Genomic DNA, 21,923 nt, shown 5'->3' with positions numbered 1-21,923 from the left:
TAACCTCCTCGAAAACCTGTGAAAGAGCGCCTAGTCGTTATTCCAACCTATAATGAAATCGAAAATATCGAAGCAATCATCCGCAAAGTGTTCAGTTTGCCTGAGCCCTTCGATGTCCTTATCGTAGACGACGGATCGCCCGACGGCACCGCTCAACGTGTTCGCGATATTCAGGAGGAGTTTCTGTCTACCGGCACATCACAGCGGGGGTCAATGGCCCGGCTGCACCTGCTCGAACGGCGCGGCAAACTGGGTTTGGGTACGGCTTACATCGACGGCTTTAAATGGGCATTATCGCGCGGATACCAGTATCTTTTCGAGATGGACGCCGACTTTTCGCACAATCCCGAAGACCTGATCAAACTATACCGCGCCTGTGCCGAAGATAGCCCTACCCGGGCTGATGTGGCCGTAGGCTCACGCTACATCAAAGGCGTCAACGTGGTTAACTGGCCGATGGGCCGGGTGCTGATGTCGTACTTTGCGGGGGTATATGTTCGCTTTGTAACGGGCATGTCAATCATGGACCCCACGGCCGGATTCGTTTGCTACCGGGCCGAGGTGCTGGAAGTTATTTTGCATAATCCCATTAAGTTCGTTGGGTATGCGTTCCAGATCGAGATGAAATTTACGTGCTGGAAATACGGCTTCCGTATCCAGGAAGTGCCCATCATTTTCACCGACCGCACACGGGGCGTTTCTAAAATGTCGTCCAAGATTTTCAAAGAAGCCGTTTTTGGTGTGCTTCAAATGAAAATCAGCAGTTTCTTCCGGCACTACATTCCCCGCCGGGAATCGGCAAAAAAGGTGGAAGAGCCAGTTAATACGGTGTAAAAACTCCGTCGGACGCTTCCCCACCAATTTCATGCGGTTCCTTATTCTTCTGTTTTTTGGGATAACTTTTTTAGCGCTCAATCTATGCGAAGCGCAGGGGTGTGCTTCTATACAAAAATTTGACGCTAAGGATGGTATCGGCTATATGGGTATGGTTGACATTCCTGCCGGTACAACCACGACTAAAAATACGATATACTTATTTCTTCTGGGTAAGTCAGTTACGAAATCTGACACGAGTTACTCATTAAATTTAGGCATCAACGCTTTTGGTCCATCAACTAAATCAAACTCAAAAAATATCACGTTTCAGTTTGATGATGGCTCCACAATAGTGAAGGTGAATCAACCTCTATTGGTTGATTCGATGGGCGAAAACGTTACCGTTTTCTCTGCCGAAATGGATTTAGATTTAGCGGATGTTTTACAGATGAAGAATAAAGTACTGGTTAACATTATGTTAGCCGAGAGCAAAGCTTCAATCCCTAAACTCCTGTCAACATCAATAAAAGAAGTAGCTAATTGCCTTCCGATTACGTGGTAAAAAAAGAAGCCGTAAATGTTTAGTCAGTAAAGCCTTCCATTCCATATATTTATCAGGAACGACCGTTTTTCTTTATTGATAAGTAATTATTTTTAATAATATTGGCACATAGGTCAACATATTGCCACTTATACAACAGTTCTAGATCATGAAAAATACACTAATCAGGGTACTGCTTTTAACAATTTGTTTTGGCTTTGTATCAACTCTCTTTCCCGTTAGAGCCCAAGAAATCCTGAATAAACAAGCGTTCGATTACAATGAATTGAAAGGGCTACTTTCAAAACATAAATCAACCGTGGAAAGCATACTTAGCATGAAGCGATTCAAATTTGCTTCAAGTAAGGAAAGGCCAGAGAGTACTATTCATGCCTATAAGAAGGAAAGTGACACAACACAAATTCTTGTCCGAATTCGTAAAAGCGATGGACTTGTGAGTGAAGTAGCATGGAATGAAAGTTCATTGACGCTTGCCTATCTGACTCATGATGCAGTTGATGATGGCTTTGTACCAGTGTCGGGTAATAGTCAGTATTACAACTGCTTTCAAAACATAGCGCTCTTGGTAAACTATAAACTTGCCGAAGACAGAGCTATCCCCTGCATCTTAAGGGCAATTCAACAAGAGTAATTATTATAGCTTATAGACCCCCTTAATTATAGTTTTTACTAGACCTGACATTTTTAAATCTTCCATAACAAATCAAATTATTCACATAACATATTCTTAGTGGCTGTTGCAAAAGTCTAGTATGAGTCAAAAAAGCTCAATTTAGTAGCCAGTTTCTGACTTTTTAATCAGCTAGGCAGAGCGGTTAGGGAAGCTGAACTAAGGGCGGTTTGACCCAGTACCGACTTTTGCAACAGCCACCTTAGTTATAGAACTGCCCTAATTAAAGTGCAACTGTTGATAAATACGTTCACTCTAGCGTAATTGTACTATTAGGGTTTATGCTCGACTAATGTTCTTCTATCAGTCAGGCTCGAAGCAATTTTGCGACAACTCGTAGAAGAGCTGTCTGAGGCTAAGGTTAATCCGCTACAAATTGTAGAACCATCGCAGCGATAAAGCGCTATATAAGAGCCGTTAAAACAACGCTCACAACTACTGACAGCATAAACGGTTTGCCCTTGGTAAGTCCCTTGGATGATACTAGAGCTGGTGCCATTATCAAGTTTCTTTAACCAGGACAAGTCTTGTAGCGGAATAGAATGATACCAATGGCATTTTTTCAAGGGCAGTTGTATAACTACGCACTATGCTATGAAACTTTTCGCATGACTGCTGAAATGCTTAATAATGGCACTCTTTAAGTATTCACCATTTTGGGTTTTGTATACACGGCAATTATGACTAATCTATTTCCGGCATTAGTAATACTCATTCTTTCCCGCTGATAAAATTCGCTCTCTGCTGTTGGTACTATTCCCCATAATCTTGATTTCCTTTAATGCAATTCGCCCGGCCAGATCCTGAATATACAAGGTGTCCTTTGGAACAAAAGGTTTATCCTTTTGGCGATAGTCCACATAAATAAAGGAAACTGGCAAAATATAACTGCCGGTATAACGCAGATTCAGCGAAGGCAACTTCTTCAGAGCGGTTATTATAGTGGGTTCAAGACCATAATACGTGCCTTTTTCGCTATGATTCAGAATTGAGATGTCCTGAACATGGCCTTTATCATCAATAGTAAATTCGGCAAAGACCCGGCCGTACACGCTTGACCATTCGGCCTGGCGAGGATACCTAAGCCGACGATTTAACACGGTAGAAAAAACAGGGTCCTGACTCAGATCAGAACTGGCTGATTGAGCAAAAGTCATGTGACTACTTAGTAACAGAAAAAGCCATCGCCGGAAAAACATGCTAGTGCGCTTAGAGGCCAATAAAATCAAGAAATAAGGCCTTTAAGTTACAAAAAAGTATATGGCAAAATAAGTATTCTCCATTCTACCAACCACACAATCATAACAATTCCCACTTTTGTCGGTATTAATATCAATACTACAGGGCAAATGTGAAGCGAAGTGAGGATAGTTGCCGATTTTGAATGATACATATACACAACCGCCAGTCAGCGCGTAAATTCTTTACACACTACCTTCTTTTTAGTAGTCTGCTGGCTTTATTTACGTTTTTAACGCCTGCCCTCCACGCACAGGATACCACCGGAATGGGCGCCGTCGACAGCCTGCCTATCATTCCGCAACCCGGTATCCCCGTCGACAGTATCATTGCCCGACTCGAAAAGGGCCATACGGCGCTGAATGACATCAATAACCGAACCCAGCGGGGCTTCACTACCTGGCAAATTGATGAAAATCTGCCTGAGGTTCAGTCGTACATCAAGACCATTCGCACCAACCTGGCCCTGTACAGTAAAGTACATGACATGAAAAACATGCTCATGTTCCAGGTTCTGCTTGGCGACATACAGCAACAACTCAAAAGCTGGCGGGAATTATTGTCCGATCAGGAAAAGCAACTGTCCGACATGAACGGCCAGCTCATTGGCATTGCTAAAGACTCAATTCTGGTAACGCCTGCCGACAGTAATTACAGGGTACTGTATGCGAACTCGTTAAAAGATTTACGAAAACAGTGGATAGCCGCCAGTGAATCGACCAACAAAAACCTGACTCGAATCAATAAATTACAAGCGACGGTTTCTGACGGTTATTTTGAAACATCAGAACTAGCCAATATTGTCAACGAACGAATTAAAGAGTTCAATCTCAAAATAATAGGTAAAGAATCGGACTTCATTTGGGCAATTCCGAAGAACGAAGGATCCGACGAAAAACTGGAAAAGCTGGTAGCCCGATCGTATGAGGGCCAGCGGGATATGCTGGGCTATTACCTCGACCGAAGCGCCGGCAACTGGCTCTATATGCTGGTTATTGGGCTGATCTTTTTTGGCTGGACTTATTCAAGCTTCACCATTATCAGGCATCATGAGCCGATAGACAAGATTCTGGCCGAGGCAAAAATTCGGTATCTCAAGCCGGTACCGGTTTTTGCAACGCTGGTAGTGGTGTTTAACTGCGCTCCCTTTTTCGATCTGCGCCCGCCAGCAGTTTATGTAGAGTTGATGCAGTTTATTCTGCTCATCTCCCTCACCTTTCTTTTCTATCGAAGCTGGACCCGGAAGTTATTCTTCCATTGGCTGGCTATTGTGGGCTTGTATATTCTGGTCGTATTAACCCGCTCATCGATCATTGATCCCGGACTGGTTTTCAGACTGTGGCTGCTGCTGCTCAGTTGTGTATCCGTTGCCTTTGGCTTCCTATTTTTGTTCAGAATAAGGAAAGCGCTGTCGCTCACCGGCTTCATCAAACAAGTGGCGATCCTGTACATTGGCCTGAATATACTGGCCGTACTTTTCAATATTTTCGGTCGGATCAGCCTCGCCAAAATTTGCAGTACAGCCGCTATTTTCGGGTTGACACAGGCCATTGGCCTGTTCACACTCGTTCAAATTATAAATGAAGCGTTTGCGCTTCAGGTAATCAGCGGCAGGCTGACAAAAGGTGTTGCCTCCCGCTTTAATTACGACAAGCTTAAAGTTGGTTTGCATACTTTACTCAGCTTCGTTTCCATCATTGCCTGGATCATTATCTTCACCAACAACCTCTATATCTATAATGCAATTTATGGTCGGATCGAAGGTTTTCTGTCAGCCGAACGCGGTGTAGGAAGTACCACATTTACCTGGGGGAATATTATTCTGTTTGCTATTGTGTTGTACATCTCCGGCGCAATGCGAAAATACATCGGCTACTTTTTTGGGGAAACCGAAGATGAAGTCAGCGGCTCTGTCAGTACGGCCGACTCACGGCTGGTTATTATCCGACTAGTTATGCTCATTGTTGGCTTCCTGATCGCCATTGTGGCATCGGGCATTGGGCTAGATAAGGTAACGGTTATGGTGGGGGCCCTGGGTGTTGGCATTGGCCTGGGGCTTCAGAACATCGTCAACAATTTCGTTTCCGGCATTATCCTGATTTTCGACAAACCGTTTCAGATTGGTGATTTTATCGAAATTGCCAGCAAGAAAGGGCGGGTGAAAACAATCGGGATTCGCTCCAGCCGATTGCTGACGACAGAGGGCTCTGAGGTTATTATTCCAAATGGCGACCTGTTGTCAGGCCAGGTCGTTAACTGGACAATCAACCATAAAGCGAAACGTATTGAGCTAACGATAAAAGCCGACACCGAGCACGATTTACAGACACTCGAACTGTTGATTAAAGAAGAAATTCTAAAACATCCGAACGCGGTAAAACGCATAGCCCCCGAAATTTTTCTGTCGACTATTAGTAACGATACGCTCGAATTGAAAGTCAGGGTGTGGATCAACTCCGTGAATAAAGAAGACTTGTTCAGAAGCGAGGTGCTGCTGAATATATACCGACGATTTAAGGAGAATGGAATTAAACTGATGTGAGTTTTTTACCCGCCCGGCGGCCCGGCGCAAAGACGCAAGGGTAGGCGCAAAGATCGCAATGAATTAAGCTTAGCGTTCTTTTCGCTTAAGGTTGGGCTATTTTCGCCAGAAACCCTTCGTAAACCGCTGCCAATACGTCGACCTCAATCCGCTTGTGTGGATTTGTAAATCCTGCAACAATGGTCACGTTCGACTTGGCGATGCCCAATTGTTTGGCCAGAAACTCTACTAAATACGCATTGGCTTTCCCATCCTGCGCCGGAGCCCGGATTTTGGCATTAAGCTGACCAGCGTCATCATAAAATAGCTGGTCAACTTTACTACCGGGCTTGACTTTAAGGTGGAGTGTCATGGTGGAGTGGTAAATTGGTGGATTGGTAGAGTAGTTGATGACCAATTAACCAGTCAACTACTCCACTAATAACTAATTCAACTGCTCAGCCAGCACCGCAATTCCTTCGGCAAAGCTGTGTGGATTGTACCCCAAAACGGTACGGGCTTTGTCCAGAATAAACCCGGTACGGGGCGGACGACGGGCTACCTGTGTAAAGGTCGATGCATCGGCCTGAGCAATCAGTGATTTGTCGAGACCAAAATAATCAGCAGTCTGGATGGCCATCTCGTGAGGAGTCAGGACTTCTTTGCCGGAGATGTTAAAGATGCCTTCAGCTTTCTGATCGGCAATAAGGTAACAACCCATTGCCAGATCCTCAGCCAGGGTTGGGCTACGCCACTGGTCTGTTACGACCTTGATATTTTTGCCGTCCTCCAGCGATTTTTTGACCCACAAAATGATATTGCTCCGACTCATATCGTGCGCGATGCCATACACCAGTACCGTTCGGGCAATTGCCCATTTTATATCGGAATGCCGCACCGCCGATTCGCCCGCCTGCTTGCTCCATCCGTAGAAACTAATCGGGTTGGCTTCGGCCGTTTCGTCGTAAGGTCCGGCGGCACCGTCGAAAATAAAGTCAGTCGATACATGAACCAGAAACGCATTGGTTGCCCGGCAGGCTTCGATAATGTACTCGACAGCGTGCACATTTTGCGCCCAGCAGGCATCTTTCTGAACCTCGCACTTATCCACATCGGTCATGGCGGCCCCGTGGATAACTACGTCAGGCTTCACCTCTTCAATAACGTCCAGCACCTGCTGCCGATCCGTAATGTCCATTGACCGGTAGGTGTACCCCTCCGAAAATGGCAGGCGATTTTCGCCCCGTGCCGTAGCGGTTAATTCAACATTCGGCTGCTTTGTAAGCAGTCCAACCAATTTTTGGCCCAGCAGCCCATTGGCACCGGTAAGGAGGATTTTTTTCATATGTTGTGTCTTAAACAGCCTCGGGCTGTTTGCTGGCTGATCAGTATAAGTAGCCAGCGGCTATTTGAGCCTAGAATTTATACCCGTATTTTTTCGTAATCTTCTTTTTCTTTACCCACTCCCCCGTCATAGTCATACGGACGTCTTTCTCGGGGCGGTTCATTTCGTTACGTGCCTGCTTGGCAACGCTGTCTACAATAGCCAGTCCGTCAATTACCTCGCCAAAAACAGTGTAGTTTCCATCTAAATGTGGAGCGCCACCCAGTGTTTTATACACTTGCTTCTGCTCATCCGTTGGCACATGGCCCTTCAATGACTCGATCCGGACAATTTGTGTCTGCAATCCGGCATCGTCCCAAACCCTTCCCTGCACAATATAAAACTGGCATCCGCTCGATGCTTTTTCCGGATTATTATCCCGGGCGGCTGCCAAAGCGCCTTTCTTATGAAATAGCGACGGCACAAATTCAGCCGGAATTTTATAGCCTACATCGCCATTACCGAGGGGCTGGTCTTCCGGTGCCTTCCTCGAATTCGGGTCTCCCCCCTGAATCATGAATAACGGAATGATGCGGTGAAACAACAGACTGTCGTAAAATTTCTGATTAACGAGCTTAATAAAATTCTCCTTGTGCTTCGGGGCCTGGTCGTACAGCACAAGGTGCATCGTCCCGAATGACGTATTAAGCGAAACAAGGTAGTCTTTTTTCTTTCGGTTTTGGGCAATTGAAAGAGCTGGAATCAGTAAAAATAGAAGCAGAAGCTTACGCATATGTTTTTTTGTTATGCTGGCTAAGGAAGCATCTTCAGACTAGCAAACGCTTTTAGCTATCATTTCAGCAGCCTACCGAAGATGCTTCCTTCGTTACCGGCTGGCGCTCCACCGGGCTGGCGCTCCAGCATGACAGGAAAAATTATAGATTAACGCGATTTTGAAAAGCATCTTTCAGGCGCTGGTCGTGCGTAACTACAATCAGGCTGGCCCCAATTTGCTCCGATTGCTGCCGTAGGAGAGCTATTACGCGGTCGGTGTTTTCGTCGTCGAGGCTCGACGTTGGTTCATCGGCCAGAATAACGTCGGGTTGGTTCATAACCGCACGGGCAATACTCACCCGTTGCTGCTCGCCCTGACTGAGTTGATTCGTTTTCTTATCCAGATGCGTTGCGAAACCCAACTGTCCGGCCAGATCTCTGGCACGCACCTTATCCTGTGGCTTATTAGCTAGATAGTTTGCCATCAACAGGTTATCCAGCACGGATAATGAACTGACAAAGTGAGGTTTCTGGTAAACGATACCCAGATGTTTAGCCCGGAAAGCCGCCGTTTCGGATGCGCTAAGCTTCGTCAGGTCTGTCTGACCAATGATTACTGAGCCACTTTTGGGCTTGAGCAATAAAGCCAGTAAATGCAGGAAGGTCGTTTTTCCGGTGCCAGACTGCCCCAGAATCAGGAAAGCTTCACGAGCAGCACAGCGAACGTCGGGGAACGTAAACTGCTTCGAAGGGCCATAGTCGAACGTGAGTTGATGGGTTGCCAGCATTGGATTTGAGCGAGTACCCACAAAAATAGGCAAAAGTTGTAATTTTGATGAATTCCCGTGGTATCGGGTTCCAGAGCACGACACTACGGCCGCCTGGCCAGACACTACAGGAACGACTTGACAACTCACCAATTACTAACTCCACCAATTACAAATTTTGAAACGCATCGCCCTGTTTGCTTCTGGTTCCGGCTCTAATGCCGAGAAAATTGCTGATTATTTCGCAGGTAACCCTGATATCGAGATTTCGCTGATTGTCTCGAACAACCCAAAAGCGGGAGTCATTGACCGCGCCCGCCGTGGATTCGGTCGGGGCTCGCACATTCCGGTATTACTCTTCGACCGGACAACGTTTTATGACACAAATAAGATTACACAACTCCTTCTTAATCAAAATATTGATCTGATTGTGCTGGCCGGATTCATGTGGCTGATGCCTGCCGATCTGGTGCGGGCATTTCCTGATAAGATTGTTAATATTCACCCGGCTTTATTACCTAAATTTGGTGGCAAAGGGATGTACGGCCATTTCGTACACGAAGCTGTGGCGGCTGCGGGCGAGACGGAGTCGGGCATTACCATCCACTATGTAAATGCGCATTACGACGAAGGACAGGTTATTTTTCAGGCAAGTTGCCCTGTCTCCTCAACAGACTCTCCCGAGGACATTGCCCGAAACGTATTAGTACTGGAACATGAGCATTATCCACGTATTGTGGAAGCTGTTTTAACGAAAACAACCACCGAACACCCATGAAAAAGTTAGCCGTAATTGCGCTCTTGCTGAGTTTAACCGGCTGCTTTCAGCCCATGGTTTACTTACGAAATAAGCTCGGTTATCCAGTCGATGTGTTCTACGACACACAGCGCCCCGAACGCCCATTCGACCCATTACAGGATTTGGAAGTAAAAGGCGAGGTGCCGCTGGCAGCACGACAGTCGGGCAACCGCCGGATGCTTGAGCGGGGTAATGATATGCAGCAGAAAGAACTCATGCTGGCCCGCCTGACACTTCAGGCCAAAAAACTCGGTGCCGACGCGCTGGTTTCGGTTCGCTACACCTATTACACTTCTATGACCGATAACGGGTATGTGATGAGTGGGCTGGCTGTTCGCTACAAAGAGGAACACAGCCAATAGCCTAAAATAATAATGCCCGCCAAACAGAAGTTCCTGTTTGGCGGGCATTGTCGTATATAACTAGGAATTACTTAACTTCTTCGTAGTCAACATATTCGCCACCCGTAAAAGAAGAGTTTCCTTTTGCTGGGGGCGTGTTTACCCGTACTTCGCCCTCACGAGTTCGTCCGGCGGCCGATGTCTGCTGTTTCTGTTGTTTAACCAACTGCCGACCAACAAGCAGGTAAAACACAAACCGACGTACCGGCGGTACAAACAGAATAACAAGGGTGATGATAAACAGATATTTGAATAACATGTCTGGGTGTCTTTGTTAATTACTAAACGTTGTGACGGCTGGTTTAGTTTTCTGGTGTGATATACGGCTGTTTATCGGGATAAACAGTTCCAGGTATACCTCAACAAAAGCAGATCTTGATGCGCTACTACTGTCCGTACAAAGCTTTTCCTGCGGCTTCATACTTGTCTCCTGCCGACCATTGTGGGCGCGTCAACCGGTTGGCGATCAGCCGGGCGGCATAGGCATAGGACTGGCAGAATTTCTGAACATACGCAAAATCCAGTGATTCGGGATTGTCGATAGCTTGGTGGTAGTATTTCTGAATGGCCTCATCGAAGGATTTGAAACCCGGTGAAAACGTTGGTGCGGGAATACCTTTTGCAGCAAAGCTCACATTATCTGACCGATCAAATAAGCCTTGTTCGGGGGCGGGTTCAGCAAATACGCCTAAACCAAAGGCTTTGGCAGCCGTTTCGATTTCTAGCTTCGCACCCGTTCGCTCCAGTCCAATAACCGAAATTATTGTCGTGTCATTATACCCGGCTCCGTCGATGTTCATGTCAAAAACAGTTTGTTTTAAGGGTATTAACGGATGTTCAGCATAATAACGACTGCCAAGCAAACCAACTTCTTCGCCTGTGAGGGCCACTACCAGTATCGACCGTTTGGGCCGTTGTAACGACAAGGCTTTGGCTGCTTCTAAAATAGCGACAGTGCCCATCGCGTTATCCCGCGCCCCGTTGAAAATACTATCGCCGGATTGAAAGGGCGTTCCGCTCAATTTACCAACGCCAATGTGGTCAAAATGGGCCGACAGCACCACATACTCGTCTTTGAGTTTAGGATCGGTGCCTTCGATAATACCGGCCACATTGGTCGACATGACCGATGAACGCAGACGGCCCGACGTTTGAAGCGTGACCTGCTGACCCGCGTCTTTAAGTTGTTTGTATTTGTTGTTGGCATTGTTGATCCAGACATGAGCCAGGGGCGCATTACTGTTTTCTGTCGTTGCAACAGCCAATTGCTCGCGGTTAAAATATTGATTCACAAAGCCCCACGGAATGGATTCGCTATAAAGTTCAATAAGGGCTGCGGCTCCTTTTTCGCTGGCTAGTTTGCGTTTCGCGGCCGATGCGCTGAAGATTTCGCGGGGGCTTTTAGCATCCGGCGAACCTCCCTGCGCTACCAGAATTCGTCCTTTCACGTCGCGTCCTTTGTAACCATCTTCGCCATCGGTCAGACCATAGCCAACATAAACAACTTCGCCCGAAAGATTGGTTGGTCCGCCCGCCATTACGACCAGCTCTTTGCCGAGCTGAAGGGTATCTTTGCCCACAAGCATACGGCCCGAATTGGCCGCTTTAACGCGCTCCAGATTGATGGGTTGAAAATAATCCGACTTATTATCGACAGACCCTGCGGGTTTTAAACCCAGCTGCCGAAATTGTTCGGCAATGTAACGGGCCGCTACACGGTTGCCCTGTTCGCCCGTACGGCGGCCTTCCAGTTCGTCGGAAGCCAAAAATCGCGTGTGCGCTTCTACTTCAGCACGCGACAGGCTAAACTCTGGAAATTGGGGCGTGGATGCCGTTACTTTAGTTTTGGGAAGACTGCTTTTAGCGGAACGGGTTTGCGCCTGAACTGAGGCAGTAATCAATAACAGGCCCGCAAAAAAAGGAACTAGAGACGATGATTGCATGATAATTGGGTTGACGGCATAAAAGTACGAAAAACAGCTTTGGCTTATCGACCTTCCGGGCATCTCAACGAATTTCCGTAGTTTCGCAGTTCTTCTCAACACCGTATGCCAGCTCGTTCAGCCACCACAACGACCGAAAAAACCTATCTCCTCATAGCCGTTGGCTTGTTACTGCTGTACGTTTTTCCATACGTCTGGCTGGGCGAAGGTGCCCACCTAACGATCCACGACAACTTGGACAGCGATTTTTTATACCTCTATCTGCTTAAGATTACGAATACCGCGTTCGATTTCGATCTGAACACCATTATCCCGAATATGATGAGCAGTGGGCCGGGAGCCGCTACCTCATTTAGCGGCATTCCACGCTCGGCCTTCCGAACAGGGTTGAATTTTGAAGTCCTGTCATTCTATTTATTGCCGCCTTACAAAGCGCAGGTCGTCAACTTCATAGCGGTGCATAGCATTGGTTTTTTGGGTATGTATTTGCTATTGAAAAAGCACATACTGCCCGAATCAGGCTGGGCATTTACGCGGGTAGCGATCTCATTTTTGTTTGCGCTGGTGCCTTGTTATATTGTTCATGGCGCATCGGTTACGGGGCAGCCTCTTATCCTGTTCGCCTTTTTGAACCTGCTGAACCGCCAGGGTCGCGGGAGTGATTGGCTCATCATAATCCTGTTTCCCTTTTACTCTTTCTTCGTATGGTCCGGCCTATTTATCTGCATTGCGCTGGGTATTCTTGGGCTTGTGCGAATGCGGCAACTCCGGCAAATGAACTGGGACTATATAACTGGCTTGCTCCTCCTCTCGCTGGTGTATGTAGGCAGCGAATGGGAATTGATTTATGGATTCTTTAACCAGACGTATATTTCCCATCGGATCGAATTCGACTACAGCAAACTGCGTTCTACGCGTCTTGACAACACTTGGTATCGAATCAGGGATCTGTTCCTGTGGCCGATGTTCAATACGGGAGCTTTTTTAACCCGGGGCATTCTGGCCGTTACCGGGGCAGGCATCTATCTGGCCTGGCAGAAAAAGGATTTTCGCGCCCTGAAGTGGCTCATCGGCTTACCAATGCTGGCCGGTGTCATTTGCCTGATTCATGGCGTTTACCACTATCTGGTCATATGGCTCGGCGACAGTTCAATGGGGCTAAACTTTCGCGTATTTCAATTCGACCGTTTCTATTTCCTTCTCCCCGCGCTTTGGTTTATTCTATTTGCGATGGCGCTGCGGCAGTTTAAGGCAAATGGGGGCTGGAATCGCTTCTTTCTGACGGGTTTGTTTGTAACCATGATCGTTGCCAATAAGGAATGGCGTATTAACATTGGCAAAATGACAGGCTACGTCACAGAAGCGCAACAACCCTCCTTCCGGGCTTTTTTTGCGGAAAAGCAGTTCACTCAAATTCGCAATTACATTGCAAAACCGCCATCCGAATACCGGGTCATTTGTCTGGGTATGCACCCGTCGGTAGCACAGTTCAATGGGTTTTATACGCTGGATAGCTACCAGAATAATTACCCGCTCCCCTACAAACACGCCTTCCGAAAAATCATAGCGGCCGAACTGGCAAAAGGTACAAAACAGATGCGTACATATTACGACGCTTATGGCTGCCGGATTTACCTCTACAGCGCCGAGTTAGGGATGAATTATCTGTTCGGAAAAACACAGCATCCAGTTCTAAATCACCTGCAACTTGATACCGATGCCTTTTCGTCGCTGGGTGGCCAATATATGCTTTCGGCGGTGCCGATTGGCAATGCTGCCCAGAACCGACTTCATCTGGAAAGCATATTCACCAATTCGGAGAGCTATTGGAAAGTGTGGCTGTATAAACTAGAGTAATTATTAGTGGAACGAGTGGAGTGGGTGTAGTAAGTGTAATTTGTGGAGTAGGTGCAGCAACGTACTTACCACACCCACTCCACTAATAACTATCCCACTACCCTCGCTTATAATGCTGGCGGGCAAAGCGCATAAAGGTATCGGCCAGACCTTCACTTACACCCTGTAGCTGAATAGAATAGAAATCTCGCTGAATAGAAAGTCCCTGAACGTCAAGGACTTTTAGGCTACCCGCCTGAAGCTCATGTTGTACGGCAAAGACCGACACAAACGCCATGCAGCGTGAACTACCAAGGTATGACTTTATACTTTCGGTGCTTCCCAAATGCATGTCGATTGTCAAATCGGTGAGTTTCAATCCCACACCCCGAAGCGCATGTTCGATCACTTCGAGCGAGCCGGAACCGCGCTCACGGAGTACGATAGGCACCGTTTTAAGTTCATCGAGTGTAATCTCGTCCCGGTCGGCAAGTGGGTGATCGGCGCGGCAGATGAGTACGAGTTCATCTTTCACGAAGGATGTGTACCGAATGTCGCTGTGGTGGGTGCGACCTTCGACCAGCCCCAGATCAATATCATTATTGAGCAATTGCTGCTCTACCTGCTCCGTATTGCCATTCAGCAATGAGATGTTCACGTCGGCCGATTGCTCCCGAAAGCGAGCCAGCACCGGCGGAATCACATACTGCGCTACGGTTGTGCTGGCCCCCACCCGCAATGTTCCCCCCGATTCGCCTTTGAGGGCGTTCATATCAAACTCCAGCTGGCGGTAAACCGTCATGATGGTTTCGGCGTGCCGAAGCAGCACATTACCCGCAACGGTCAGGCTAATCTGATTGCCCCGCCGGTCGAAGAGAGCCGTACCAAACTGGTGTTCAAGTTCCTGAATATGTTTTGTTACGGCAGGTTGGGTCACATATAACTCAGCGGCAGCTTTGGTAAAACTAAGCCGTTTGGCAACGGTGTAAAAAACGTTGAGACGAAAGTCGAGCATGAGCAAATTTACGGACGAATGATCGCCCAGCCGTCCTGTTGGCGAATGATGAGTTCGCCGTTGGCGGTAGGGACGTAGCTGACGAACGGGTACATCTCATCACGGCTAAGTTTCCGCATCTTCATCGTGTTTTCACACATAGCCAGAATAACCCCCTGTTTTTGAAGACTTTGCAACTCCTTCTCAAAATAAGCTTTGCCTTTTTGATAGGCGACAAAAGCACCGCTATAGACCACTAGTTCAATATCAAGTTTGCCCTTCAAACGGGGGTCGTTCAAGGAGTTCTGAATGTTGGCCAGTGCATGATGGATAACAGCTGTATCGCCCGTATTGAGCTGATAAACGGCGCGGTATCGGGATTTGGTCGCTTCTGCCCCATGAAAGCCAGACTCACTTGTTTGGGCCATAGCCGGTGCAATAGCAGATAGAAATGCAAGAATGAGTAAATGCTTGATGGTCTTCATGGTAGTTATTTTTATTTAGTGAGTTGAGGCATACGCCATATCTTAAGGATATGGCGTATGCTGGCACCGTGTTGTAAAGCTACTTTACTTTTCGCGCATCAGCAATGGGCTGATACGGACCAAGTTTATGTTGCCGCTCGCTGAATCCATCGGCATAGGGGCCAAGTGGGAAGTCAACAGGCTTGCTGGCCAGATTGGGCCAGTCTTTCTCCTGATCCTTATGGGGCCGGGGCATGGCATTTACGAAAGCCGCTACGTCCCAGGCTTCTTCGTCGGTTAGCTGCGGACTGGCATATGTCGCACCAAAAGGCATGTTGTTTTTTACATAGCCCGCAAATCCTGACAGTCTATAAAGTCCGGCTCCGTCGTTGTAGCTGTGCGGTCCCCACATGGGCGGATATACGTATTCCGAAGCACCTGCCACTTTGGTTCCTTCACCATTTTTGCCGTGGCAAACCTGGCATTTAGCCACATAAACCACTTGCCCTTTTGTAGAGTCGGCGGCTCGATCCAGGTAAGCGAGCTTGACAAGTCCCACGCCATTAGGCCGCTGCCCCTGGGGTACATCGGTACCGAGCCATTGAATGTAAGCAACGATAGCCTTCATTTCCCGACTAGTGCTATCCGGTGCTTTGCCAGCTAAACTGCGCTCGAAACAATCCGATACGCGCTTTGCAATCGTTTCGACCGAGCCCGAACGTTCCCGGAATTTTGGGTAAGTCGAGAACACGGCTGAATAATTATTGCCCAGCACTTTCGTGCCTGCGTCGAGGTGGCAGTTCTGGCAATTCATGCCATTTGACAACCGCTTAACCGACCCTTTAGGGCCAAGGTACTTTGCCGTATGGGCAATCAACTCCCGTCCATACCGAATTTGCTGCCCCTGCGCACCGGCGGGAATCCGACTATCGGCGGGTGGACGCCAGTAATCGGGGGGCGTTAAGGCGGGCAGAGCGATGATCGTGATTACTAGGGAACAAACTACCCCACAAATCTTACGTAAATGCTTCTTCATAGTCTACGGCATATCTACTTTCACCAGATTGTCATCAGAAACTCGGTCGATGAGTTTATTATAAGGGTCGATACCGGCTTTTACAGGTTTGCCTTTCACCGTTACCTCTATCACATGTTCGCCCGGCGTCAGGCTGCGTTTCTGAAGTAAGAGCGGCACTTTAGTCGTCAGGCCGTCTTTGTTTTTACCATCGTCGGTCAACACAGCAATATCGACAATAACGGGAGCTTTACCCTTGGAAAGCTCTTTACCGGCTTTATCATAATACTCGGTTGTGCTTCGAACGTGCAACGTAACCCGATATGTCCCCTTACCCATCGCTTTCGCTTCGGCTTTGGTGATGCGGTTGTCGTAGAGGGTGAGTTTCTCGAAATTGTCCACCAGCCAGGGTTTGAGGGAATCAGGAGTGGCGGCTTTCAGGAAACTGTACCATTCGAGCGAGGTGGTAAAAGGGGCTTTCTGCCGGAAACGAGCCGCTTTCATGTAGTCGTTCATGGCTTTGTTGACCCGATCCTCACCAATGTAATCCTGCAAGGCATACATCAGCATCGACCCTTTCTGGTACCAGACGTAGGCACGGGTGTCGTTATCGAGCATATTGGCCTCGAATTTGTCCTCATTGGACCGCCCCCTCAGATACTGATCAAGACTATATTTCAAAAACTTCGGCATGGCGTCGGCACCGTACCGTTGCTTGAGAATCATCAGTGCCGAATATTCTGCCATTGTCTCCGAAATCTGGTTCGATCCCCTCGTTCGGCTGGGCATGATCTGGTGCCCCCACCACTGGTGCGCCACTTCGTGAGCGGTTACGTAAAAGGCATAGTCGGTTTTGTTCGGATCATGGAAGTCGCCCACCCAGCCAAACTCCTCCGAATAGGGCACCGTGGTTGGAAATGACTGTGCAAAAGCCGCATAGCGGGGAAATTCCAGCACCCGCAGCACCGGGTACGGATAGGACGCGTAGTTTTTGGTGTAATACGATAGCGATGCTTTCATACTGGCAATAAACCGGTCGAGGTTTTTGTCATGGCCGGGATGGTGGTACACCTCCAGGGCAACCGCCTGCCCATTAGTACCCGTCCATTTGTCGCGCTTGACACCGTATTTGGCCGAACACATGCTAAAGAAGTAGTCGGAGAAACCGGGTAGTTTATATTGGAAGTATTTGCGCGGTTTACCGTCGGCACCAGCCTTCGTCCAGGTTTTCAGCAACTCGCCGGGCATGATCGCCGTTTGGTCGGGTGTGGTCGAAATCGTACCCTCGAAGGTGACCCAGTCGGCATCGTCGGTGAACAGAAAATCACGCAGTCCACGGGGGTCATTCTGAGCCGGTGTAGTCCATTCTTTTATTGGCAAGCCATACTTTTTCCGGTATTTATCACTGCTTAGTTCCCCTTCCTGATTATAGCCAAAGCCGGGAAAGATACCCACGTTGAAAAATGTGCCATTGCCCACCACATCGCGACTGTTGCCACTGTTGGCAAAACCAACGTATTGCCCCAGTACACCCATATCCAGGCGGGCCGTGTCGCCCGGATTCAATTTCCTGGGCAAGCGGTAAATGTAGTAGCCATTTTCGGTATCGTTCAGAACCAGATCAGGGGCTTTCCCATCGACCAGTAGCTTGGTTAGTTTCCGGTTAAAATTATCAACCGGGATGGTCAAGTGGAGTGAATCAATGGGCTGATCGCCCTTGTTAACGATCAGGAACGCGCCAGTCGCAACGGCTTTAAATTCATCGGGATATACATCCACGTTTACCTTTGCGCTGGTAATTTTGGGTTGAAGCACGTCGGCATATTTGTGATATGTCTTTTCCATCGTTGCCTGCATTTCCCGCTGCTCATCGGCCGAGTAGTAGTGATTTTTGACGCTGACATTTGTATAAATCCAGGCTCCCATACTCACAAACGCCAGCAGGAACAGTACAAACAACGCCATTGATCCGCGGCCCATCCGTTGGCGCGCCAGTTGCCAGCGGGCTTTGAAACTCGTGTCGGCACCCCGGTTCCAGAACCACAGCGCCAGTACCAGCAACAGACCGCCAAAGGCATACCAGTACAGCCGGAACGACGCAATACCAGCCAGATAATGCCCAAAGCCGTTCATGTCCGATATCTGCACACCTCCCCCCGAAAAGGGTATTGCCAGTTTATAATTAAACTCAGCAAATTGTGGCACCGCCCAGATAACAATGTAGACCGCCAGTGTGACGATGTGCCCCACAAACTTCTGGTTGACCATTGTATGGACGAAGAACGCCAGCATCACCAACTGGAAATACTGCGTGAAGGCGATGCCCAGCAAGTCGCGGAAGTAGAGCGAGAATTCGTAGTTGAAATAGCCTTTTACCGTCTGATTCAATACGCCCGATAACAGAATAAGTCCACAGAGTAACAGGCAGATGTAGATCATCGATAGCAGTTTGGCTCCGTAGTTCATCCAGTCGGGCACGGGCAAGGCATCGGCAATGGTATCGTAATGAACAACCTTATCGCGGTGAACGACTTCGCCCGTGTAGAAAATCAGGACGATGAGTACGAAGAAAAAGAATGTGCCATTGCGGGCTTCGAGCATGGCATAGGTTGTTGGCAATGATGGCGTTCCGTAGGTTTCTGTAGCGAACCAGCCATCCAAGAATAAAAACAATACAGCACCGAGCAAAATGGCAATGAAGTATGGGTCGCGAACGATGTTGCCAAACTCAATTCGTGCCTGCCGGAACATCTGCCGAACGTACGTACTCGCCTGAAAAACAGGCGTTGTTACCGGCAGACTTGTTAGCGAGGGAACGCCTTTAGCCTCCACATCGTCTTTCTGCCCTTTACCCAGTTTAACGGCCAGAAAGCGGGAGAAGCTAAACCGAAAAAGTGTTCCGAAAAAGACAAGCAGGGCAACCGCAAACCAGATGAGCCGATTAGTCAGTAAATCGCCCTCTAACGGGGCCAATAGCACATTTTGCTCCACCGGCGACCAGTATTTGGTAGCCGCATCGTAGGCATAAGTACCGAAGGGATCGAGAAGGTTAACAAGCTGTTTGTTATCCAGATCCTGCGAAAGTGTCGAGCCAAGCAGATAGGCAATAAAAAGCAGAATACTACCCGCATAGGTCGCAAAAACCTGCCGCGAAAAAGCGACCAGGCTAAAGAAAATGCTGCCCACCAGAAACATATTCGGCACCACAAACAGCAGAAACGGATAGGCAAAATCGCGAAAACGGATAGGGCCAAAGCGTTCGGTATTGTCAGCCAGATTGAAGATCGGTCCCAACAGGGAGCCAATCACAATACCCAGCATACCTATGGCCATAATGCCCAGCAGCACAACGAAAGAACCGAAATATCGACCCAGTATGTATCCCCGCTCAGTAATCGGGAAGGTAAAAAAGTAGTTTTTTGTATTGTGTTCAATGTCGCGGTAAACCGGTACACCCATCACCGCCGACGCAATCAGCATGCCAAAGATGGTCATAACGACCACAAACTGGCTGATAGCGTAAGGCGAGTTTATGTTTGTTTTCTCCGACGCGGGTCCACTGCCGTAAATGACAAAGAGAAACGTAAAGAGAAATAGAATCAGGGCATAGAGATAGGTAGCGGGTCGCTTCAACCGATAGGCCACCTCAAACTTGACTATTTCGAAGAACATGGAAAATGGAGTATTAGGAGTGAGAAGCGAGTAATAGGAGGTGTTATCGTTTGGCTTCTATAGCGTTATAATAAGCGGTTAAAAGTCGGGCAACTTCCTCAAGATTAGCTTGAAGTTCTTCTGTGTTGCCGTAATCAAGATCCTGCGCAAGAATAAGGTAATAGTGCGTTTCGTCTAACGAGCCCTGCGCGATATTCATGAATTTGGCCTTATCAGGAATCGTTCGTTTACGATACCCTTCAGAAATATTTGCCGGGACAGAAACAGCACTTCTTCGTAGTTGTGACGTAAGGGCAAATAATTCTTCCTTCGGAAAAACTTTGGTCAGTTTATAAATCGACAGCACAAGTTGATGCGCTTTTTGCCAGACAATTAATTCACGAAAGTGCTTGGACTTTTCCATTTTATTACAAGTTTACAAGGTGGTTAATAACTAATTAACTGATCCACGGCTCAACTTCGTTGATGCCACCCTCCTCACTACTCGCTCCTCACTCCTACTACTTCCTCACACAGTGGTTACTTCCATTTTCTCCGTGATCTTCGAAAAGTATACATCCTCCAGATCGGGTGAAACGGGTTCAAAACCCGCCATAGGCAAGTCGCTATAGGCGTGGATTCTAGTTTTCCCACCTTTCAATTGAGTCGATATTACTCGATGCGTTTTGCGATAGGTTTCGATTTCCGACTTCCCAACGAATGTCTGCCAGATTTTACCTTTCAGATCGGTCACTAAATCATTGGGGTTGCCTGCCGCTACGACCTCCCCAAGACAGATGATCGCCATATCGGAGCACAGATTCGTAACATCTTCCACGATGTGGGTGGACAGAATCACAATCGTATTCTCGCCTATTTCTGACAACAGATTATGAAACCGATTTCGCTCGGCGGGGTCCAGACCAGCGGTAGGTTCATCGACAATAATAAGCCGGGGATTACCAATCAGGGCCTGGGCAATCCCAAATCGCTGTTTCATACCGCCCGAATAGGTGCCGAGGTTCTTCTTGCGCACCTGATACAGGTTCACCTTTTGTAGCAAGCCTTCTACAATGGCCTTGCGTTCGCGGCTGTTGGCAATTCCTTTGAGCGTCGCAATATGATCGAGCATCGTCTCGGCTGTTACGCGCGGGTACACGCCAAACTCCTGCGGCAAATAGCCCAATACCCGGCGCACAGCGTCTTTTTGGGTCAATACATCTAAGTCCTCGCTCCCTACCCCAGTTAACCGAACAGACCCACTATCGGCCTCCTGCAACGTAGCGATGGTACGCATCAGACTCGATTTACCTGCGCCATTTGGCCCAAGCAATCCGAACATACCTTGTGAAATAGTCAGGTTAACGCCCTTCAACGCGCGCACCCCGTTAGAATAAGTTTTGGTAAGGTCTTTAATTTCGAGCTGCATACTGGAAACGGTTAAGTATTTGGCGTAAAGGAATATTAGGCAAATATGTTAAAAGCTGTCGAAACTCAAAGCCAAACTTTCGCCGACGGTATTTATTACAGCTGAAAGGCATAAAAAAAGCGCTGCCAAACAGGCAGCGCGATACTGGCACGAGTATTCACTCGTGCCAGAAACTCATACCCTACCCCTTCGGGCGTTTGTACAGCGGCACAGTGCTGCATGGTTCGCCAAAAAGCAGGCTTTGCACAACGGGCCGAAGCACCCGCGTAATTTCAACATAGGCCGCCGTGGGCACCGGCACTTTAGAACATCCTTTCACCACTACACGGACATCGCGATAGTCGTTCGGATTGATGCGGGCAATGGCGTCGTAATAGAGTTTTTCGTCCAGGTCAGTAAGATTTCCGAAAACGACTGTATTGGCAACGGGTTGCAGTTGTAGCGTCAACAGCATGTATGCCCAGGTGGGCACAATGGCGTCTTCGGTGCAGGTGATGGCTACATTTTTACCGGCATACTGGCTCCAGTCGTGTTCTTTCAAAAAAGCCCGAAAGTCCTTTTCTTTCAGAATCAGGCCCATATACAGGTTGTCATTCAGATCATAAACGACCCGCTCGCCGGGATGATAGTATTCTTCCAGATCAAGCGTCACAAGGCCGCTGTTAGCAACGCGATTAACGATTTCGGCTTCCATAGTTCGAGTTATAATACTCCATAA

At 48.0% G+C, this 21,923-nt stretch carries 21 protein-coding genes; 7 read left to right on the top strand and 14 right to left on the bottom strand.

Annotated features, from left to right (window positions below; translation table 11 throughout):
* The first annotated feature begins 18 nt into the window (after positions 1 to 18).
* The 3 genes from CWM47_RS26720 (at position 19) to CWM47_RS26710 (ending at position 2,009) form a co-directional block, all read left to right on the top strand.
* Entirely contained in the window at positions 19 to 834 is an 816-nt protein-coding gene (locus CWM47_RS26720) for a polyprenol monophosphomannose synthase (RefSeq protein WP_100991606.1), read from the top strand.
* Positions 835 to 865: 31 nt separating this feature from the next.
* Positions 866 to 1,378 (top strand): hypothetical protein, encoded by a 513-nt coding sequence (locus tag CWM47_RS26715; protein ID WP_100991604.1) that lies wholly within the window; start codon positions 866 to 868, stop codon positions 1,376 to 1,378.
* Between the two features lie 148 nt (positions 1,379 to 1,526).
* The gene (locus tag CWM47_RS26710; protein WP_100991602.1) at positions 1,527 to 2,009 is read left to right on the top strand and encodes a hypothetical protein; all 483 of its coding nucleotides are present in this window, start codon (positions 1,527 to 1,529) and stop codon (positions 2,007 to 2,009) included.
* Between the two features lie 740 nt (positions 2,010 to 2,749).
* Here CWM47_RS26710 and CWM47_RS26705 read toward each other — a convergent pair.
* Positions 2,750 to 3,205, bottom strand: a complete 456-nt coding sequence (locus tag CWM47_RS26705; RefSeq protein WP_157816066.1) for an energy transducer TonB — start codon at positions 3,203 to 3,205, stop codon at positions 2,750 to 2,752.
* A 227-nt stretch (positions 3,206 to 3,432) separates the two neighbouring features.
* On the opposite strand from CWM47_RS26705, the gene CWM47_RS26700 reads away from it, so the two are divergent.
* Positions 3,433 to 5,829 (top strand): mechanosensitive ion channel family protein, encoded by a 2,397-nt coding sequence (locus CWM47_RS26700; RefSeq protein ID WP_100991598.1) that lies wholly within the window; start codon positions 3,433 to 3,435, stop codon positions 5,827 to 5,829.
* An 85-nt stretch (positions 5,830 to 5,914) separates the two neighbouring features.
* On the opposite strand, the gene CWM47_RS26695 is transcribed toward CWM47_RS26700, so the two are convergent.
* The 4 genes from CWM47_RS26695 to CWM47_RS26680 all read right to left on the bottom strand — a co-directional run bounded on the left by CWM47_RS26695 (position 5,915) and on the right by CWM47_RS26680 (position 8,694).
* Complete coding sequence (locus tag CWM47_RS26695; protein ID WP_100991595.1) at positions 5,915 to 6,181, bottom strand: DUF167 domain-containing protein; 267 nt, start codon at positions 6,179 to 6,181, stop codon at positions 5,915 to 5,917.
* 72 nt (positions 6,182 to 6,253) lie between these two features.
* Entirely contained in the window at positions 6,254 to 7,153 is a 900-nt protein-coding gene (locus CWM47_RS26690; RefSeq protein ID WP_100991593.1) for an SDR family oxidoreductase, read from the bottom strand.
* A gap of 70 nt (positions 7,154 to 7,223) precedes the next feature.
* On the bottom strand, positions 7,224 to 7,925 hold the full coding sequence (locus tag CWM47_RS26685; protein ID WP_100991591.1) for a peptidylprolyl isomerase: 702 nt from the start codon (positions 7,923 to 7,925) through the stop codon (positions 7,224 to 7,226).
* Positions 7,926 to 8,067: 142 nt separating this feature from the next.
* Positions 8,068 to 8,694 carry an ABC transporter ATP-binding protein gene (locus CWM47_RS26680; RefSeq protein WP_100991589.1) on the bottom strand — a complete coding sequence of 209 codons (627 nt, stop codon included), beginning with the start codon at positions 8,692 to 8,694 and terminating at the stop codon, positions 8,068 to 8,070.
* A gap of 157 nt (positions 8,695 to 8,851) precedes the next feature.
* Between CWM47_RS26680 and purN the strand changes: the two genes are divergently transcribed.
* Together purN and CWM47_RS26670 are read left to right on the top strand one after the other, a co-directional pair.
* Positions 8,852 to 9,451: a phosphoribosylglycinamide formyltransferase gene (gene purN / locus CWM47_RS26675; RefSeq protein ID WP_100991587.1), complete on the top strand. Its 600-nt coding sequence runs from the start codon at positions 8,852 to 8,854 to the stop codon at positions 9,449 to 9,451.
* On the top strand, positions 9,448 to 9,834 hold the full coding sequence (locus CWM47_RS26670; RefSeq protein WP_100991585.1) for a YbjQ family protein: 387 nt from the start codon (positions 9,448 to 9,450) through the stop codon (positions 9,832 to 9,834). Before purN ends, CWM47_RS26670 begins: the two co-directional genes overlap by 4 nt.
* Before the next feature lie 67 nt (positions 9,835 to 9,901).
* Here the strand turns inward: CWM47_RS26670 and CWM47_RS26665 are convergent, their stop codons facing one another.
* Both CWM47_RS26665 and CWM47_RS26660 read right to left on the bottom strand, forming a co-directional pair.
* Complete coding sequence (locus CWM47_RS26665) at positions 9,902 to 10,132, bottom strand: DUF4834 domain-containing protein (protein WP_100991583.1); 231 nt, start codon at positions 10,130 to 10,132, stop codon at positions 9,902 to 9,904.
* A 127-nt stretch (positions 10,133 to 10,259) separates the two neighbouring features.
* Positions 10,260 to 11,816 (bottom strand): M20/M25/M40 family metallo-hydrolase, encoded by a 1,557-nt coding sequence (locus tag CWM47_RS26660; RefSeq protein ID WP_100991581.1) that lies wholly within the window; start codon positions 11,814 to 11,816, stop codon positions 10,260 to 10,262.
* A 105-nt stretch (positions 11,817 to 11,921) separates the two neighbouring features.
* Here CWM47_RS26660 and CWM47_RS26655 point away from each other — a divergent pair, with 105 nt between their 5' ends.
* Positions 11,922 to 13,673 (top strand): DUF6044 family protein, encoded by a 1,752-nt coding sequence (locus CWM47_RS26655; RefSeq protein ID WP_240625484.1) that lies wholly within the window; start codon positions 11,922 to 11,924, stop codon positions 13,671 to 13,673.
* 97 nt (positions 13,674 to 13,770) lie between these two features.
* Here the strand turns inward: CWM47_RS26655 and CWM47_RS26650 are convergent, their stop codons facing one another.
* The 7 genes from CWM47_RS26650 to CWM47_RS26620 form a co-directional block, all read right to left on the bottom strand.
* Positions 13,771 to 14,667, bottom strand: a complete 897-nt coding sequence (locus CWM47_RS26650) for a LysR family transcriptional regulator (RefSeq protein WP_100991579.1) — start codon at positions 14,665 to 14,667, stop codon at positions 13,771 to 13,773.
* 8 nt (positions 14,668 to 14,675) lie between these two features.
* On the bottom strand, positions 14,676 to 15,131 hold the full coding sequence (locus CWM47_RS26645) for a DsrE family protein (RefSeq protein WP_100991577.1): 456 nt from the start codon (positions 15,129 to 15,131) through the stop codon (positions 14,676 to 14,678).
* A gap of 79 nt (positions 15,132 to 15,210) precedes the next feature.
* The gene (locus CWM47_RS26640; RefSeq protein ID WP_100991575.1) at positions 15,211 to 16,146 is read right to left on the bottom strand and encodes a c-type cytochrome; all 936 of its coding nucleotides are present in this window, start codon (positions 16,144 to 16,146) and stop codon (positions 15,211 to 15,213) included.
* Between the two features lie 3 nt (positions 16,147 to 16,149).
* A complete protein-coding gene (locus tag CWM47_RS26635) occupies positions 16,150 to 19,797 on the bottom strand; it encodes an ABC transporter permease/M1 family aminopeptidase (protein WP_100991573.1) in 3,648 nt (1,215 codons plus the stop codon).
* Between the two features lie 43 nt (positions 19,798 to 19,840).
* Positions 19,841 to 20,200, bottom strand: coding sequence for a four helix bundle protein (locus CWM47_RS26630; RefSeq protein WP_100991571.1), 360 nt, complete (start codon positions 20,198 to 20,200; stop codon positions 19,841 to 19,843).
* 105 nt (positions 20,201 to 20,305) lie between these two features.
* On the bottom strand, positions 20,306 to 21,205 hold the full coding sequence (locus CWM47_RS26625; protein ID WP_100991569.1) for an ABC transporter ATP-binding protein: 900 nt from the start codon (positions 21,203 to 21,205) through the stop codon (positions 20,306 to 20,308).
* 181 nt (positions 21,206 to 21,386) lie between these two features.
* A complete protein-coding gene (locus CWM47_RS26620) occupies positions 21,387 to 21,899 on the bottom strand; it encodes a DUF2480 family protein (RefSeq protein ID WP_100991567.1) in 513 nt (170 codons plus the stop codon).
* Between the last annotated feature and the right edge of the window lie 24 nt (positions 21,900 to 21,923).

It is taken from the genome of Spirosoma pollinicola (assembly GCF_002831565.1).
Lineage (GTDB): Bacteria > Bacteroidota > Bacteroidia > Cytophagales > Spirosomataceae > Spirosoma > Spirosoma pollinicola.
Note: the sequence above shows the minus strand (reverse complement) of the source record. Positions and strands in the feature narration are given on the sequence as shown.

Excerpts from the sequence above, each read along its gene's own strand:
- CWM47_RS26640 (WP_100991575.1), bottom strand. The coding sequence starts at position 16,146 with ATGAAGAAGCATTTACGTAAGATTTGTGGGGTAGTTTGTTCCCTAGTA.
- CWM47_RS26645 (WP_100991577.1), bottom strand. The coding sequence starts at position 15,131 with ATGAAGACCATCAAGCATTTACTCATTCTTGCATTTCTATCTGCTATT.
- CWM47_RS26650 (WP_100991579.1), bottom strand. The coding sequence starts at position 14,667 with ATGCTCGACTTTCGTCTCAACGTTTTTTACACCGTTGCCAAACGGCTT.
- CWM47_RS26620 (WP_100991567.1), bottom strand. The coding sequence starts at position 21,899 with ATGGAAGCCGAAATCGTTAATCGCGTTGCTAACAGCGGCCTTGTGACG.
- CWM47_RS26630 (WP_100991571.1), bottom strand. The coding sequence starts at position 20,200 with ATGGAAAAGTCCAAGCACTTTCGTGAATTAATTGTCTGGCAAAAAGCG.
- CWM47_RS26665 (WP_100991583.1), bottom strand. The coding sequence starts at position 10,132 with ATGTTATTCAAATATCTGTTTATCATCACCCTTGTTATTCTGTTTGTA.
- CWM47_RS26685 (WP_100991591.1), bottom strand. The coding sequence starts at position 7,925 with ATGCGTAAGCTTCTGCTTCTATTTTTACTGATTCCAGCTCTTTCAATT.
- CWM47_RS26690 (WP_100991593.1), bottom strand. The coding sequence starts at position 7,153 with ATGAAAAAAATCCTCCTTACCGGTGCCAATGGGCTGCTGGGCCAAAAA.
- CWM47_RS26680 (WP_100991589.1), bottom strand. The coding sequence starts at position 8,694 with ATGCTGGCAACCCATCAACTCACGTTCGACTATGGCCCTTCGAAGCAG.
- CWM47_RS26635 (WP_100991573.1), bottom strand. The coding sequence starts at position 19,797 with ATGTTCTTCGAAATAGTCAAGTTTGAGGTGGCCTATCGGTTGAAGCGA.
- CWM47_RS26625 (WP_100991569.1), bottom strand. The coding sequence starts at position 21,205 with ATGCAGCTCGAAATTAAAGACCTTACCAAAACTTATTCTAACGGGGTG.
- CWM47_RS26710 (WP_100991602.1), top strand. The coding sequence starts at position 1,527 with ATGAAAAATACACTAATCAGGGTACTGCTTTTAACAATTTGTTTTGGC.
- CWM47_RS26655 (WP_240625484.1), top strand. The coding sequence starts at position 11,922 with ATGCCAGCTCGTTCAGCCACCACAACGACCGAAAAAACCTATCTCCTC.
- CWM47_RS26695 (WP_100991595.1), bottom strand. The coding sequence starts at position 6,181 with ATGACACTCCACCTTAAAGTCAAGCCCGGTAGTAAAGTTGACCAGCTA.
- CWM47_RS26660 (WP_100991581.1), bottom strand. The coding sequence starts at position 11,816 with ATGCAATCATCGTCTCTAGTTCCTTTTTTTGCGGGCCTGTTATTGATT.
- CWM47_RS26670 (WP_100991585.1), top strand. The coding sequence starts at position 9,448 with ATGAAAAAGTTAGCCGTAATTGCGCTCTTGCTGAGTTTAACCGGCTGC.
- CWM47_RS26700 (WP_100991598.1), top strand. The coding sequence starts at position 3,433 with ATGATACATATACACAACCGCCAGTCAGCGCGTAAATTCTTTACACAC.
- CWM47_RS26715 (WP_100991604.1), top strand. The coding sequence starts at position 866 with ATGCGGTTCCTTATTCTTCTGTTTTTTGGGATAACTTTTTTAGCGCTC.
- CWM47_RS26705 (WP_157816066.1), bottom strand. The coding sequence starts at position 3,205 with ATGACTTTTGCTCAATCAGCCAGTTCTGATCTGAGTCAGGACCCTGTT.